Below are 16,648 nucleotides of genomic sequence, written 5' to 3' on the forward strand. Positions count from 1 at the left end.
CATTTCCGTTCTATTTATTAACAAAGTGATTTATTCAAAACCCAATCTGATCCTATTATTGATATTATGCTGCTTCACCACTGGGAAAACAGTGGCCCAGATGACACCTACAGTAGTAAACTTAGATGAAGATGTTTCCTCCATTTCAGTCATTCAGATGATGGATTTTTATCTGGACACTACATCGGTTTATGACATTGATGATGTGGCAGCTCCCTCCTTTCAGGATCGTTTCCAAAAAATATCTGATCCTCATGTCATCTATGATTATTTAGATGCGGCATTATGGATGAGACTTACGGTAAACAACCTTCAGGACAGCCATACCAAATCATGGTATTTTGAATCTTGGGGCTTTGATATTAAAAACATCTCATTTTACTTTCCTAACCCTGATGGAAGTTTTGCTGAATCCACTGCAGGATTTGACCTTCCTTTTGGTAAAAGAGATATTCATCATAAAAATTTCAACTACCTGTTAAATCTGCTTCCCTCAGAGAAAAAAACTTATTATATTAAAGTAAATAGGAATTATAACCAAGAATTTGTTTTTCATCTAAGGACCAATGAAAAATTCATCTCTCATTCCCTTAATGAATACCTGCTATTAGGCATATACTATGGTGTATTGATATTGATTCTCATTTTCAACCTATATCTTTTTTTCAGCCTTAAGGATAGATTATATTTATATTTTGTTTGTTTGATTTTGGCCTGCATATGGTTTTCTCTTGGCAGGGATGGATTCGGGTTTCAATACATATGGCCAAATACTCCCTGGATCAACAGGCTGACTAATGAAAACTTTATAGAGTTCTTTATTATCCTGGCCACGCTCCTGTTTTCCAATAGATTTGTTCAGAAATATACTAAAAGTGATAAGGTAATCAAGTTCACCTATTGGGCTATACTGGTCAAAATGGCTTTTTTCATCAATCAGCTATACTTTTTTGAACTGTACTACATCACTTACATTTCGATCACTATCCTTATATTATTGGTTCCTTTTTCTTTGGGACTGAGGTCCTTGGCAAAGGTAAACATCTATTCGTGGTCTTATATTATGGCTTATGGATGCCTGTTTTTGGTAATTATGTATTCCTATTCCAAAACCATAGATATTTTTGACAATCCGGTCTTGAACTGGTATTTTGTTTACCCGGTCATATTTCTCGAAATGGTATTATTTTCTTTCTCCATCTTCAGGCAAATCAAGTTTCTCCAGAATGAGTATATTGTAGCGAATAGGGAAAGGGCTTTGGCACTGGAAAAAAACAATCAGTTGACATTGGAGATGAACACCAAACTAAAAGAAAAGGTTAAGGCCAGAACAGAAGAAATAGAAGCTATGGCGGCAGATCTTGCCAGAAAAAACGTGGAGTTGCAGACTACCAACCTGAAACTCCAAGAACTGAATTCACAGGTTAGTCAGATGAACAAATATCTTGAAGAAAACAACCATAAACTTCAGGTAAATATGAAACAGGTGAACCAGGACATGGCATTGATGAAGGGACTTGATTTTGAAGATTTCAAGAATGTATTCCCAGATAAAGACTCCTGCCTAAAATTCTTGTCCGAGCTTAAATGGAAGGAAAGGTATATTTGCAAAAAATGTGGATTTAACAAGTTTACCAATGGGCCTAATCATTCTAAGAGATGTAAGAGCTGTAATTATCTCGAATCACCTACTGTAGACACCCTATTTCATAAGGTTAAATTCCCTATCGAAAAAGCATTTTATATGCTTTATCTGTCCAATAGAAAAGACATAGAGCTTACAGCCACCGAACTTTCCGAAATCTTAGAACTGAGAAGGGAAACCTGCTGGACATTTAAAAATAAGATTGCCCTTGCTATGGAAAAAGTTGATCACAATATTGAATTGAATGGATGGGAATCTCTTGCACTGGTACACCTGGAATAATTAAATAGTCATATCATGCATACCACGTTATAATTTACTACTTTAACCTTAAATAGACAGTCAAATTACTTTCAATAAATCCAACCTATGAGAACCTTAAATTATTTGACGAGAAGCATATTGTACTGTTTCTCAGTGATGCTCTTCATTACAGCCTGTAATGATAAAAGAAGCGATGAACCCCGAGTACTGGTTTTCAGCAAAACTGCTGGCTTTTATCATGAGTCTATTCCGGAAGGCATAGCTGCTATCCAAAAGCTTGGAAATGAGCATGGTTTTCAAGTAGATACCACTACCAGAGCAGAGATGTTTACCGAAGAAAATTTAATGCAGTATGCTGCGGTGATCTGGCTCAGTACCACGGGAGATGTGTTGAACCATGTGCAGGAAGCGGACTTTGAGCGGTATATACAGTCAGGAGGCGGTTATGTGGGCATTCATGCTGCTACTGATACAGAGTACGGGTGGGGATGGTATGGCAGATTAGCAGGTGCTCAGTTTCTTAACCACCCAGGCATGGGTGATCCGCATCCCAATGTTCAGGATGGCACTATTAATGTTACCGACAGGAATCACCCATCTACCCAATTTCTGCCAGAATCCTGGGACAGAAGAGACGAGTGGTACAGTTTCAAGAAATTAAATCCCAATGTCAATGTTCTGATGTATTTGGATGAAGAAAGTTATCAAGGTGGGCATAAAATGGGAGAACATCCGCTCGCCTGGTATCATGAATATGATGGCGGAAGGGCTTTTTACACAGGAGGAGGTCATACGCGGGAATCATATCAGGAGGAATTATTTTTAGAGCATATCCTTGAAGGAATCAAGTATGCCATAGGTGATAACCATAAACCAAATTTTAATAAAGCCACCACGCAGAGAGTACCCGAAGAAAACCGTTTTGAAAAGATACAGCTATCATTGGGAGAATTTACCGAACCTACAGAAATGACCATATTGCCCAATCTGGATATTCTAATTGCCCAGAGAAGAGGTGAAATATTGCTTTACAAGCAAGGCGATACTACCGTTCGCGAAGTGGCCAAACTGGATGTGTTTTGGAAAGCTGAAGTACCGGGAGTAAATGCAGAGGAAGGGCTTATGGGATTACAAAAAGATCCTAATTTTAAAAACAACCATTATGTTTTTGCTTTTTATGCGCCTTCCGGTTCCGAAGAAATCAACAGGCTTTCACGGTTTACTTTTGCAAATGATGAATTCGACCTTAGCTCGGAAAAAGTAATACTGGAATTCTATTCTCAGAGAAATATCTGTTGCCATACAGGGGGATCAATAGCATTTGATAAGGACGGCTTACTTTATCTTTCTACAGGAGACAACTCTACCCCTTTTGACCAACCTACGGGAAAATTTGTAAACAGAGGCTTTGCACCTTTAGATGACCGGCCTGGATTCAAACAGTTTGATGCCCGGAGAAGCGCTGGAAACTCAAATGATCTCAGGGGAAAAATTCTTAGGATAAAAGTAAACGAAGACGGTTCTTATGATATACCGGAAGGTAACCTCTATCCCAAAGGCACAGATAAAACAAGACCGGAAATTTATATACAAGGCAACAGAAACCCTTACCGAATAAGTATAGATCAGAAAACAGGCTATTTATATTGGGGCGAAGTGGGTCCTGACGCCAATTCAGATAGTTTGCAAACCCGGGGCCCCAGAGGATATGATGAAGTCAATCAAGCCAGGGCAGCGGGAAATTATGGTTGGCCGTTCTTCGTGGCGAATAATCTTGCCTATGTTGAGTATGATTATGGAAGCGGGGAGTCTGGAAGAACTTTTGATGCTGCTGCACCAAGGAATGATTCCCCCCATAATACCGGTCTCACTGAATTGCCCGAAGCCCAGCCGGCATTTATCTGGTATCCTTATGGTGCTTCTGCTGAATTTCCACAGGTAGGAACAGGTGGAAGAAATTCCATGACCGGACCAGTATATTATTCTGACATGTATACTAAAGACTCTCGGTACCCATCATATTATGATGGAAAGTTATTTATATACGACTGGGTGAGGGGTTGGATCAAAGCTGTGACCATGACTGCAGATGGTGATTTTGACAAGATGGAACCTTTCATGTCCACTACCAAATTCAATGCACTCATGGATATGGAAGTAGGACCAGATGGTAAACTGTATATATTAGAATATGGAAACGGCTGGTTTACCAAAAATCCCGACTCCGGACTTTTCAGAATAGATTTCAATGATGGAAACCGGTCCCCGATAGTAGGAAACATCCAGGTGGATAAAACTTCCGGCAGTTTACCCTTTACAGCTGTCTTTACCGTGGATGCCAGTGACCCGGAACAGGATCCTTTAACTTACAAATGGGATTTGGGCAATGGTGAAACGGTAACAACACAGGAGCCCATGCTGGAATATACCTTTGAGGAAGCCGGTGACTATGATGTAAAGGTCCAAGTATCAGATCCGGAAAATCTCACCGCTACCAGTGGTGTAGCCTCAGTATATGCCGGTAATATCGCTCCGGAGGTTACGATTAACATCCAGGGTAACCAGTCATTTTATTTCCCGGGAGAAAAGGTTTCTTATGAGGTAAGCGTGTCGGATCCTGATGATGCGGATGCTGCAGGTGACCTGTCTTCACTCTATATAAGTGCCGATTATATATCAGGAATGGATCAGGCTGAGGCATCCCAGGGACATCTTGTCATGACGGAAGCCATGATGGGCAAAAGTATTATGAGCTCGCTTACCTGCAAATCCTGTCACAAGGAAGATGAAACTTCTATAGGTCCCTCCTACACAGATGTAGCACGACGCTACAGAAGAAATCCCGAAGCTACAGCCTATCTGGTAAATAAAATACAGCAAGGCGGTGGAGGTGTATGGGGCGAAACGGTCATGCCTGCCAATCCTGAACTTAAATTTGAAGATGGAAGGAAAATAGTTGCCTATATATTATCATTGGCCGGTGGTGTGAATGAAGAAAAACCTTCTATGCCCTCAAAAGGCAAGGTAGATCCTACAGCAGGAAAGGCCATTTCAGAAAGCGGTTTACTGGTGCTATCTGCAAGTTATACCGATCGTGGAGCAGAAGGCATTAAACCGCTAACCGGAAACTCCTCTGTAGTCCTACGAAATCCAAAAATGGGTATGGAGCATGCGCGAAACCTAGAAAAATTTACTACCGCTAATTTTGGTGGAAGAACACTCATGACTATTCCCAAAGAGGAAGCGTCATTTTCCTTAAATGGAATTGATCTGACCGGTATAAAATCGATACAAATTTCAGGAGGGGGCCAGAAAGTTTCCATAGCTGGATATGAAATCGAAATCAGATTAGATTCACCTACAGGTACCAAACTGGGAGCCGGAGTATTTAAAGTAAGCGGGCAAAAACAAGGACCCATACATATGGGAACAGCTACTATTAATATTGATCAGGTTCAAGATGGGAAAAAGCATGATATTTATATCCTAACCAGACCTATGGACACCGAAATTGAAGATGCTATTATATTTGCTGCAGCGTTTAATAATTAGCGCACATAAGTTCAGCCTATCCTGCTGATGAATAACAAAAATTAAAAACCACAGTCATATAATGGGCTGTGGTTTTTTTAGGAATCTTCATTATGCTTATTCCTGCCTAGTAATAAGCAAAGAAAATATGTCAAGGTTATATTTAAGAGCCAATTGGGATGAAGTTGATAGAAATAAAGCCTTTGGTAATGTATCCTAGGTCAGCGGGTTGTCTCGTGACTACTATATGGCCCTATTTTACTTCAAGGATAAAAAAAACCCTATTGGCATGAATTAATAGGAAGATGTGGCATAAGTGTCCAGTTTGAGCATTTTGGGATAGTGCCTTTCCTCATTATTGAAAAGCAATCCTAATAAGCATCCTAAAATGAAGAGGGTAACATCCTTTTTTTTCATCCATTGGCTACACCATGCTAATTTATTCATACTTTTATTCTTCTTCGATATCCAATACAGCAGCCAAAACACCTATGCCTACTAGTGTTAGCAATAATCCGGCGCCATATCCTCTTGTAACAGAATAACTCGACATGTCATCACGGGTAAGCAAATGTTGGTTAATTCTTCTTTTTCCTTGGTTTCTGATTTTATAGAAAGATGATAAATAAAAACTTTGGGTTATGATATCTGTTTTTGAAGGAACATTATCGTCATCAAGTATAGAATAATTGATGTAACTGGTGAGATACAACGGAGCGTTTTCTTCTTCATAAAAAACAAGCCTGGTATAGATATAATCATCAAAAACAGGATAATTGGTCCATTGTCCAAGAGAATTTTCACTAACTGCCTTCATTATTTCGGGTTTTATATTGGTAAATTCACTTTCCACAAAAGCCTGAGGTGGAATATACAATGTATTAGGATTACTGACAATTGTTCCTTCCATTATCCCAAATGAGCCTACATTACCGGTCCCATAGTGATTTAAATGACCATAAATAGTTGCTTTTCCATCTACAAATCCAAATGTCCGTCCATTAATGGTCATTGCAGATTTGGTAAGATTGACTAATATGGGATGAGCAGAATAATTTTCCATACGGATATTGACCCTACCATTATAGCTATTAAAAGAATGAGATATGCCTATAGTATCATTTCTTATAGCATAATTTCCTTCATCTGTAATAACACTTTCCTGATCAGTATTCTGCCAAGTGGCTATGTAATGTGTGGTACAGCTGAATAAAAGAGGTAGAATGAGAAATGGGATAAAAATCTTTTTATAGTCCATATATTTAAATATAGTTATATCTTACTATACGATAAAGGAGAAATAAGTTTTGGTAATATATACTTTATTTAGAAAAATATAAGCATATTGTTTTAAACGTAGATATCCAGCTATGATAAAATCTTAAATATATTATATATTATATATGAATAAGATCTATAAAAATCATACGTGTATGTACAGTATTAAACCCAATCACAATACGATATGAAGTATCATCATAAGCAATTCAGGGCTGTTCAAAATACTAAAAATGGGGAAACTTCGACGGATACCGTATTTACATATTATCAACATGGAAAAATCCTTACCGGGGATTACAGTGGGGGGCAAATCCTAAAAGGCCACTTAATAGGATTGGTTGATGAGAATGGCCAAATTGACATGCGGTACCATCAAATCAATACAAAGGGAGAACTCATGACGGGAACCTGCTTTTCCAAACCGGAAATTATGCCAAACGGTAAAATCCGACTTCATGAAATATGGGAATGGACATCAGGAGATAGATCAAAAGGAACGTCTATTTTAGAAGAATTGTAAAGAAAACCGCTCCCTGGCAAAGATTTGGCATCATCCCGCCTTGTGAAGGCAAATCTTAAAAAAAGAGACAGAGAACTTTTCCACAATGGTGATGGTGGCTGCAAAAAACTTTTGTTCTTATGTTAGCTTGGAAAAGTTTCTGATGAATACCGAAACTTACTGTAAAAGAATATTTCAAAAGGAACTCAATAATATACTAACGGCTAAGGCGTTTTCAGACTAGGGATAGTTTTCAAAAAAATAAAAATTTACTTCTAAATATGCATTAGAGGCACTTAAATCAAATTAATTTAGTCGGACGACGGTAATTACAAAAAATAATTCATATCGGCCCCACCCTTATATTTTATTGACATTGTCTGCAGCTTCCCTTTTGTAAAAAGCTATCTTTAACGGTCTAAAACTTCCAACTTTTGAGGTATACCAGTCATAGGAATGTGTACCTTTTTTTCCAGTTTAAAAGTAGATCCACCTGAGGAAGAAGTAACAAACGATAGGGAAACATCTATGCTATTCGCTATAAATTTACATAAATAAAGTCCTATACCCGTTCCCCGTTCATGGTTGGAACCTTTTTCAGGATTTACTTTAATATTGAAAAGTTCAGAGGCGACCTTGTCAGGAATACCGGGGCCCTGATCACTAATCTCCCAACTAATGGCTTCACCGCTGATCTTTAAGCATAGGGTCAGTGGCAATCCTTCAGGGGTAAATTTAATCGCATTATCCAATAAGTTCCGGATAATTACCTCTATCTCATTTTTTTCAAATGAAAGTGTAACAGTATCCGTCAGTTGTTCAGTTTTGAAATCTATGGTCTGATTTTTTTTCTCTAACCTGGCTTCAAAGGAATTTATAATAGCTTCAGTAAAGCTGAAAGGATCAATTTCCTGACGGACATTGGCACTGATCGATCCATTGATTTCTGACATCACAAAATCCAAGGTAGTGGTAAGCGTAAGGTCCAGATCCCGGTACCGCTGTTCCAGACTTTTAAATAAATAGAAAGTATCTTTAGGACTTAATGCTTCTGATTTATAAAGCTCCAGGATTTGGCCTATAGACTTGATAGGGCCACGAAGATCATGAGCTATTACCCCCATCAGGTTCCTTTTAATGTCATTGGATACCTGCAAATTTTCCAGGTTCCTGTCTAAGGCTAATTGGGTTTTTTCTAATGTATGACTTTGCTCTACATAATTTTCTGTAAACATTCCATTTACATAAAATATGAAAATTCCACATGCCAAAAACACAAACAAGTGATCCAGATATAAAGATAAAGGATCATTATAGCCATTGGTAATCGTTACTATCTCAAAAATATCCAGATACATGAGGAGTGAATAGGTCAATAAAACCATACTAAACCAAAAATTTCTTGCCTTTTTTGGCAATATCAGGGTGAATACACAAGCCTGTATACAAAAACCATAATTAGTCGGGCCTAAATACCCTCCATTGATAAAAAAATTGATGGACATCATGATGAGATTCCCCCCTACTAATGTATGAAGGGCCAAAGCTACCTGCTTTCCGCTATTGAGTAAATGATAGCTGAGATAAAATGCTCCGCTAAAAATAAAGACCAAGATCCCGGCAGGCACATTACCCAATGCAAAATTGATCGCACTGAAAGATAAAATCAGACAAAAACTGAAAAATGACAGTTTAACAATTAATTTTCGCTGAAGTGACTCTATGGTATTTTCCTTAAACAAAGGAGTATCGTTTTTAATAATTAAAAACGAAATTAAATATTTACATTTAATAAGCAAAAACATATATGTACTGTAGACCAATATTTAACATTTCAATATTTGGTCTATTGTTCAGAATTTAAAAAGTATATTATTTAATTTAATATTCCGATAAGTTGATCTCCAAATAATAATACTTTATTTATTCCATATATAACTATTATATCACGCAGCAGACAGTCAGATGAGGAGATAAAATAATATAAACTGTAAACCATCAACCGGGACCTCCTTTCTATTATGGGAGAAAAAAGGGGGTTATGGCCCCTTTTTTAATTACTATGTTTGCAGGTTTGTAATATTTAATTAAATATAATATTAGGTTTGATGTAAATAACACATTGCACTAGATCTCATACGCATATGATCCTGTATATAAACGTAATTCAACAACTACGTCCAAACACCCCAACTCATTATTGACATTAAATATATATGATAGGTATATCGATCAGTTCTTGACAGCAAGTTTTATACACTCTAGCCAGCATAGAGGAAGGTCACATCATGGAAATGATGGGCACATTCATGATTTAGTATTTAATCGTACTTCAAACCACTATTAAACCCTCATATATAAATTTATTAACTCAACTGTCAACTGATTATGGATTTTAACACAAACGGGTCATACCCTTTAGGGTTAGGATAAATTTATTTCTTCTCTAGTTCCACTCGCGGCGGCTTTATAGATAGCGTCAATGATTTTCATGTCCTTCACACCATCTTTTCCATCTACAGGGACTTTGGGCATTTTACCATCGAGTATTATCTTCGCCATTTCATCCATTTGAGTAGTTTGATGGGTTTCATGAGGAAGGTCGAGCCTGCCTTTGTGCGTAGCGCTTCGGATAGGTCCATACCCCGTCGCAGGCTGCAATTCGGCAAAACCTTCTGTTCCGTTCAGAAAAAACCTATCCAGATTTCCCATACTATAGGTCGACAGGCAGGATGCCACTACACCGCTTTCAAATCCTAACTGGAAGGTAATGGTTTCATCTACTCCTTCTTTAAACTTTTCAGGATCGGTTTTTACCTCTTGGGCTGTCACCCAGATAGGCTCCTCCCCTACCATATACCTGGTGCCGTTTATCGCATAGATACCGATATCCATCATAGCACCGCCTCCTGCCAATTTGGGATCCAGTCTCCACTGGTTTGGATCGCCTATTTTAAAGCCAGACAAGCCTTGAAAAAATTTGATATCACCAAAATCTCCCGCTTCCCGCCTTTTTATAATTTCAAGCGTATTGGCCTCAAAACGCATTCTATAGCCTATCAATAATTTCACACCTGCCTTTTCGCAGGCATCTACCATTTCTTGCCCCTCCTTCGCATTGATAGCCATAGGCTTTTCGCAGATGACATGTTTACCAGCAGCGGCTACTCTCAGACACTGCTCGTGATGCAGGGCATTGGGGGTGATGATATATACCGCATCTATATCACCGTTATCCTTTATCGCATCAAAGTTTTCATAGTTATAGCAGTTCTTATCCGGGATACTAAAGCGCTTTTGCCAATCAGTTATTTTTGCCGGCGTACCGCTGATGACTCCCACTACTTTAGCCCGCTTAGCATCTTTCATGGCATCCGCTACCCTATTTGCATAGCTGCCAAGACCCATTAGGGCTACCCGTAATGTTTTTTCTTCAGGTATATTGCCCAATGACCAACCAAATGAATCAGGAGTAAAACCTAATGTAAACGGGATCAGCCCCGCCCCAATATTTTGTAAAAATCTGCGTCGTGAACTCATAGTAAATGATTTATATGTATAAATACCAGAAAGTTATCTTTTTAATTTAATCTTCAAAAACCAACTGTGCGAAATAATAAAGTTCATTTTTCCAATATTCAAAATTGTGATGGTGATCTGGAATAATCCTGTAGACATGTTCGATATTATGCTTATTTAAATAATCGTGTGTTCTGGTGGTGAAATTCATCAACTGGTCCTGATCACCACAACTTAGAAAAAGCAAATGTAGATCTTCGCGGGCTTTTTCTGTATCTGGAATTAAGTCTTCCCCCTCTTTAGTATTTGGTGCAGGAGAAAATGCCCCTACCCAAGCAAAAGTATCTACATTATTTAAGCCAAAATTTAAAGACTGACCACCACCCATAGACAGTCCTGCTATAGCCCTATGTTCCCTGTCGCTATAAACATTATAATTATTTTCTATAAACGGTATCAAATCTTCCAGTAGGTCCTTTTCAAAGGTAGAAAATGCCTCCACCCTTTCCGGTTCAAATATATTACCTCCTGCCCTGTCATCTTCCATGGCCCTGCCATTTGGCATCACTATGACCATTGGATGGGCTTTATTGGAAGCATACAAATTATCCATAATGATATTGGGATTACCCTGATCTAACCATTCTCTCTCATCACCACCGATTCCATGTAATAAATACAGAACAGGATAAGTCTCTGATTCGGAATACCCCGGAGGAAAATAAATATTGGCAACCCTGTCTTTTCCCACAGTTATAGAAGGATAAGTGATTTGCTTTACTTCGCCCTTTGGCTGGCCTGCTGATAGTTTATCGAATCCTTCCGGCGCGATGGAACTGCTTTCCTGCCCATAGGAATAATTGGACAATAGTGTGGTTAAGACTAAAATAGTTATTTTTAAACTTTTCATTTCTTTAAATTTATATCAAGAACCGATCTTTCGACCACCTATAGCCTTTGGATTTATCTATCCATGATTGTCTTGGGTGATTGATAAAGTTAAATTTTATAATATTCCTCCCATCCCTTTCTGGGTGGAGCCCCATTTAGAAGCGCATTGGCCTTAGGGTTATTGATGATAACCTTTTTATCCCTATCAAATTGTAAATTTGTATTCATCTGCTGGGCCAATACCCCAAGTGAAAATATCTGGCTCAAAGGTCCGGATACTTCAAAAGGCGACCTGGTTTCTTCATCCCCTTTAACTGCCAAAAGGAAATTGGCATAGTGGTTTGAAGTGCTTTTGGGAACTTCCGGTAACTTACTTTTCATATCATTGGCCGCTTCTTCTGGAATAATAGACAGCGTGCTCCCATGAGAGCCTCCTTTAAAAGTCAGGTCCTTGGTATAAATTATTTTCCCCGGATTCAGGTTTCGGGTTTCTATCTGCCCAGTGCCAGCCGCAGGTATATCGGAGCTTAGTTCAGAGCTCCCGTATCCTTCAGGAAGCGGCGGTAAATTTTCCAATCCGTCATACCACGACACATTAACAGGTGGTCTATCTCCTCTTTTAGGAAACTTAAATTCCAAAGTAGTGGCTTGAGGATAAAACAGAGGATTATGACCCTCCAATTTCACTGCATTGATTTCTTCTGGCAGTCCGAGCTCCAAGTATCTGTGGAAACTATCCATGATATGTGCCCCCCAGTCTCCCAGAGCCCCCATTCCAAATTCATACCAGCACCTCCACTGCCCATTGGCAAAATCTTTATTATAAACATGATGTTCAGCAGTGGTCAGCCATAGGTCCCAATCCAATGTATCAGGTATAGGATCAGGTTTGGGATATGTCGTCACAGTAGTATCCCATCCGTGCCACCTTCTTCTGCTGTTCATATGGCAGGTGATGGCATGTACATCTTTAATGATCCCAGCATCCACCCATGATTTAAACTGAAAAGCATTGGCCTCAGAATGCCCTTGGTTACCCATTTGTGTGACTACGCCATATTTTTTGGCAGCACGCATCATCAGTTCTACTTCCTGAAAAGTCCGTGCCATAGGCTTCTCCACAAATACCGGTCTGCCAGAGGCCATGGCATGCATGGTGATGGGGAAATGCGAAAAATCCGGGGTACATATTACCGCCGCGTCATATTTGAGTTCATTTTGATCAAAAAGCTCCCTGAAATCTTTAAAATGCTTTGCTTTGGGATACTTTTCCATTATAGCAACTGTATGTGGAGCTCCCATGTCCACATCACAGAGGGCTACTACATTTGACATCCCTGTTTTGCCAAACTCATTGACCACCTGCTCTCCACGGTTTCCTATCCCTATACACGCTAGGTTAATCCTATCACTGGGAACTTTTGAAGCCATCTGCACTATTTTCCCCGCCCTGTTTTTGATCTCCGGTTTGGAAAATAATACGTGGCTGGGTATAATTTGAATAGCACCGAAAGCCAATGCACTCTTTTTCAAAAAATCTCTCCTGGCTTTTTGCGTTTCAGTTGAACTGGGTTTATCATTTTTCATAGTCAGTATTTTTGGTAGGTATTCTTAAAGCTACTAATAATATTGAATAAACCAGTAACTCACCGTGTAAACGTCCAATAATCGAAGTACAAGATATTGGTTTTTGCTTTTCCTTTAAAAACAAAAAATAGATCATGCACGCCACTGACATTTTTTACGTCTGTACTGACCAAAGTCCACCTGTCATCGCCTCCTGTATTGGGCACGTTTATGGACGCAATCAGCTCACCATCTTTGCTCCCTAGCCTGATTTCCATACTTACATCACTGTTGTGAGTAGTGCCCACTCTAGCTGTAAATCTGGATGGGCCGTCCTCCCTGAAATCCACCCCGACCACTTTGGTGTAAGCATCATTCTCCTTTGCGGTGATGAAGTTTCCGACCACATCATTGTGCTTTGCTTTTACGCCCTCGGACCAGGCTATGGTCTCCGCTTCGTTTTTTAAATAGGGATTGATGGACCCTAGGCTTTCCGTGATGCCTTCAGTCATCTTCATAGGCAGTATGGTCCCATCTTCATTGAAGGTAACTTCCTCTACGGCTACGGATCTGGTAAAACCACCGCCGCCGGGCAGGGCTCCATTGTGATAGAAAAAATATGTTTTGTCTCTAAAATCTATGATAGCAGGGTGATTGGTAAAGCTACTTCCTTCGGTAGGCATCAATACGCCCTGATATTTCCATGGACCTGTAGGACTTGGGCCGGTGGAGTAGCCGATATGCTCAGGAATAGGACCTGCCGCAAATAGCAAGTAATACAGATCATTTCTCTTATAAAGCCACGGACCTTCTTCATAAGTGGTGGGCCTTTTGGGATCATCTCCTTCCCTTTTACCAAAAGACGCTACAGTGTTAGGAAATTTACCTACCTCCCCCTGGAGAGAAATCATATCTTCATTTAATTGAACCCAATAGCACTCGGGGTTTCCCCATAATAAATAGGCCTGTCCATCATCATCCACAAAGACTGTAGGATCTATGTCTGCCATGGTATTGCTGATCAAAGGTTTGCCCAAAGGATCTATAAAAGGTCCATAAGGGCTATCAGCCACAGCCACGCCGATACCATTTCTGTTTTCCCGGTCGGTGATCGGTACATACATGAAAAACTTGCCATTCCGCTCTATACACTGTGGTGCCCAAGCATTCATTTTGCCCCAGACAAAATCTTTATAAGTTAAAATAGCTCCATGATCAGTCCAGTTGACCATATCACTGGTGGTATATAGCCTCCAATCGTTCATCGTAAACCAGGTGGATTCATCCTCATCATGAGAAGTATATAGATATACTTTATCATTGTACACCATCGGTGCCGGGTCGGCCGTGTATGCTGTCTGTACTATTGGGTTTTGCCCAAAGCTATTTTCTGTCTGTATTAATAAAGCTCCAAAAAGGAAATATATACCAAAATTATGTTTCATTGGGAAATAGGTTTAATAAGGTTATATAGCTTAATGATCTGTGATGACAAAGCCTCCTCTAGGTTGGATGGAAACGGTGACTTCTCCCCCTTTCTTAATGTTTATCGAACTTAGGGTAGGTTGCCTTTTCTTATCATCGTTATATATAGAAACTTTTTTACCGTTTAGCATGGGTAGTTTTAACGTCAAGGTTTTGACCGCTTCCTCAGCATTGACACCTGCTATATACCAGTGTTCTCCACTCCTTCTGGCGATCACAGTATACTTTCCGGGATAACCGTCTATGTAAAGGGTTTCATCCCAGGTAGTCGGCAGTTTTCTTAGAAAATCGAGCTCAAAAGCAGGCAATTCAGTCAGATTATTCGGCGTAAGTCCAAACATCTGAACGGGATTCTGGAACAGCACTCCTGTAGCCAACTGAAAAATATCGGTAGTCAATCGCTCCTGGCCCTTTTCATTTCCACGGTTCAGGAATTTATTCAAAAGCACACCGCCATATTCCATGCTCCCCACTGTATTTCGGATAAAGGGGTGCAGGGTTGCATATAAAGCCTCTTTTTCTCTAACATCCTGTACGAAGATCAGCATCTCGGAAGCTATGACGGCTTCACTTCCCACAAAATTGGGATACATTCTCTCCCATCCTCTCGGCAGAGTAGCTCCATGAAAGATGACCATCAGTCCATGTTCATTTGCCTCTACCAGAATATCTTCATACAGGCGCATGGTCTCCTGTTTGTCACCGCCAAAGAAGTCCACTTTAATGCCTTTAACACCGACACGCTGAAGCCATTTCATTTCTTCCTTTCTGGCAAAGGCAGTATTCATTTTGTTCAAAGGCGTCTGAAAGGCATCATTGGCTGCCCCGTTTGAATTATACCAAAGGAATACATCGACACCCTTCGCGCCGGCATATTGTATCAATTCCTCCATTCTCTGATAACCGATATTTGCATCCCACCAGGCATCGATCAGGATGTACTCAAAATCCATTTCTGCAGCCAGGTCGATATACTTGACCTGATCATCATAGTTCATGCTGTTGTCCTGCCAGACTATCCAGCTCCACGTGCCTTTACCAAAGCGGTAAGGTTGTGAAGCCTCATACAGGGGTTCTACCACATCAAAAGGGATAGTGGTTTCTACTATAGGCTTTAAAGATTCACCTACGGTAATGGTCCTCCACGCAGTATGACCGGGCAATCCTAACTGTGTACCTGTACTGGCGAAGCCATTGTTCTGTTCCATCTGTGGATACTGGACAGTATACAGGCCATTCTCAAAGCGGCTTAAGTGAGCAGCATTAGAAGTACTTCCCACTCCGGTTTCGGACAGTAACACCCAACCCCTATCTGCAATCTCAAATAATCCGGGAAAAACATAACCATATTGGGCGTTGGTATTTTCCAAAGGTGTCTCTACAGTATAACCGGCTTCATAGCTTGGGGCCGTCCGGGCAAATCCGGTCATCGGCTTCATCATCGAAGATAAAAATGCTTTGGAATCCGAAGGAAAACGGAATCCGGTAACTTCACTTTCCACAACAGCCGCTCTGGTTTCCCCCCACTTTGGCAGTTCATATCTAAAGGCTATATCATTATCACTGACCTGAAAATGGATCGATATTTCCTTGTCTTCCTGATTTTTGATGATATAAGTAAGCGTATTGGCTTTATATTCTTTATCCGAGACTTTTATCCTATCCTGACTATAGGATTTTTCTACTTGATCTGGAGAGGAACTCACAAAGCTCATATCCCTGGTAAAATCGCCCTCATTGGTTACCAGGCCAAGCGGGGAGTTTTCCAGCATTACATGCTGATTATATGATACCGAATACATCGGTTTGCCACTCACCATAGATATATCTATACTAAGCTTGCCATCGGGACTGGATACGGTTTTCTTATCCTGGGCTAGGGCTAAAAATGATGTAAATAATAAACAAAAAGCAAAACATATTTTCGTAATAGTAGATGATAACATATTTGTATAGTATTAATTTTC

The 16,648-nt window shown here is 39.8% G+C and carries 10 protein-coding genes; 3 read left to right on the forward strand and 7 right to left on the reverse strand.

All coding sequences use genetic code 11. The features are described from left to right. Positions 1 to 100 precede the first annotated feature (100 nt). On the forward strand, positions 101 to 1,927 hold the full coding sequence (locus EL17_RS10610) for a 7TM diverse intracellular signaling domain-containing protein (protein WP_084166197.1): 1,827 nt from the start codon (positions 101 to 103) through the stop codon (positions 1,925 to 1,927). 87 nt (positions 1,928 to 2,014) lie between these two features. Then, the gene (locus EL17_RS10615; protein WP_035073682.1) at positions 2,015 to 5,461 is read left to right on the forward strand and encodes a ThuA domain-containing protein; all 3,447 of its coding nucleotides are present in this window, start codon (positions 2,015 to 2,017) and stop codon (positions 5,459 to 5,461) included. Between the two features lie 430 nt (positions 5,462 to 5,891). Here EL17_RS10615 and EL17_RS10620 read toward each other — a convergent pair whose 3' ends face one another. Then, positions 5,892 to 6,698: a hypothetical protein gene (locus EL17_RS10620; RefSeq protein ID WP_035073684.1), complete on the reverse strand. Its 807-nt coding sequence runs from the start codon at positions 6,696 to 6,698 to the stop codon at positions 5,892 to 5,894. Positions 6,699 to 6,905: 207 nt separating this feature from the next. Here EL17_RS10620 and EL17_RS10625 point away from each other — a divergent pair, with 207 nt between their 5' ends. Beyond that, positions 6,906 to 7,241, forward strand: coding sequence for a hypothetical protein (locus tag EL17_RS10625; RefSeq protein ID WP_035073686.1), 336 nt, complete (start codon positions 6,906 to 6,908; stop codon positions 7,239 to 7,241). Between the two features lie 389 nt (positions 7,242 to 7,630). Here the strand turns inward: EL17_RS10625 and EL17_RS10630 are convergent, their stop codons facing one another. The 6 genes from EL17_RS10630 to EL17_RS10655 all read right to left on the reverse strand — a co-directional run bounded on the left by EL17_RS10630 (position 7,631) and on the right by EL17_RS10655 (position 16,627). Then, on the reverse strand, positions 7,631 to 8,962 hold the full coding sequence (locus tag EL17_RS10630) for a sensor histidine kinase (RefSeq protein ID WP_035073689.1): 1,332 nt from the start codon (positions 8,960 to 8,962) through the stop codon (positions 7,631 to 7,633). 682 nt (positions 8,963 to 9,644) lie between these two features. After that, positions 9,645 to 10,760, reverse strand: a complete 1,116-nt coding sequence (locus tag EL17_RS10635) for a Gfo/Idh/MocA family protein (protein ID WP_035073692.1) — start codon at positions 10,758 to 10,760, stop codon at positions 9,645 to 9,647. A 46-nt stretch (positions 10,761 to 10,806) separates the two neighbouring features. After that, entirely contained in the window at positions 10,807 to 11,649 is an 843-nt protein-coding gene (locus tag EL17_RS10640; protein WP_035073695.1) for an alpha/beta hydrolase, read from the reverse strand. 89 nt (positions 11,650 to 11,738) lie between these two features. Continuing rightward, the gene (locus EL17_RS10645) at positions 11,739 to 13,217 is read right to left on the reverse strand and encodes a Gfo/Idh/MocA family oxidoreductase (protein ID WP_035073698.1); all 1,479 of its coding nucleotides are present in this window, start codon (positions 13,215 to 13,217) and stop codon (positions 11,739 to 11,741) included. Between the two features lie 59 nt (positions 13,218 to 13,276). Then, a complete protein-coding gene (locus EL17_RS10650; protein WP_035073711.1) occupies positions 13,277 to 14,641 on the reverse strand; it encodes a glycoside hydrolase family 43 protein in 1,365 nt (454 codons plus the stop codon). Positions 14,642 to 14,671: 30 nt separating this feature from the next. Next, entirely contained in the window at positions 14,672 to 16,627 is a 1,956-nt protein-coding gene (locus EL17_RS10655) for a glycoside hydrolase family 97 protein (protein ID WP_051719947.1), read from the reverse strand. Positions 16,628 to 16,648: the final 21 nt, after the last annotated feature.

This window comes from Anditalea andensis, from assembly GCF_000714815.1.
In the GTDB taxonomy this organism is placed as follows: Bacteria; Bacteroidota; Bacteroidia; order Cytophagales; family Cyclobacteriaceae; genus Anditalea; species Anditalea andensis.